Origin of the sequence: Planktothrix paucivesiculata PCC 9631 (genome assembly GCF_900009265.2) — a bacterium.
Taxonomy (GTDB): Bacteria; Cyanobacteriota; Cyanobacteriia; order Cyanobacteriales; family Microcoleaceae; genus Planktothrix; species Planktothrix paucivesiculata.
Window position 1 is genome coordinate 1 of record NZ_LR735103.1, and the last position, 260, is coordinate 260.

Genomic DNA, 260 nt, shown 5'->3' on the forward strand with positions numbered 1-260 from the left:
TCTCAAGATCAACCTTGGGCCAGCATCCAGTAATCCCTATGATGTTGCTGAATTTGAGGTGCAATATGATGGAGTACCCACTGGGATCACGGTCAATATTGGAGATTCAAGCACGAACAACGGCTTTGGTGGAGATGGGGCTACTCAGAGCAATGATGCAGAACTGAATATTGGAGGAGTTATAGGTTCTTCTAATATTTATAATGACCTGTTTATTTGGGCTCACGATGGTGCACCATCCCCACAATTGGAGCTTATAC

General features: G+C 44.2%; 1 protein-coding gene. It reads left to right on the top strand.

All coding sequences use genetic code 11. The annotated features are described in order from the left end of the window. Nucleotides 1-260 (top strand): hypothetical protein (locus PL9631_RS26475; protein WP_197046531.1); only part of this gene is annotated, 260 nt, incomplete at both ends.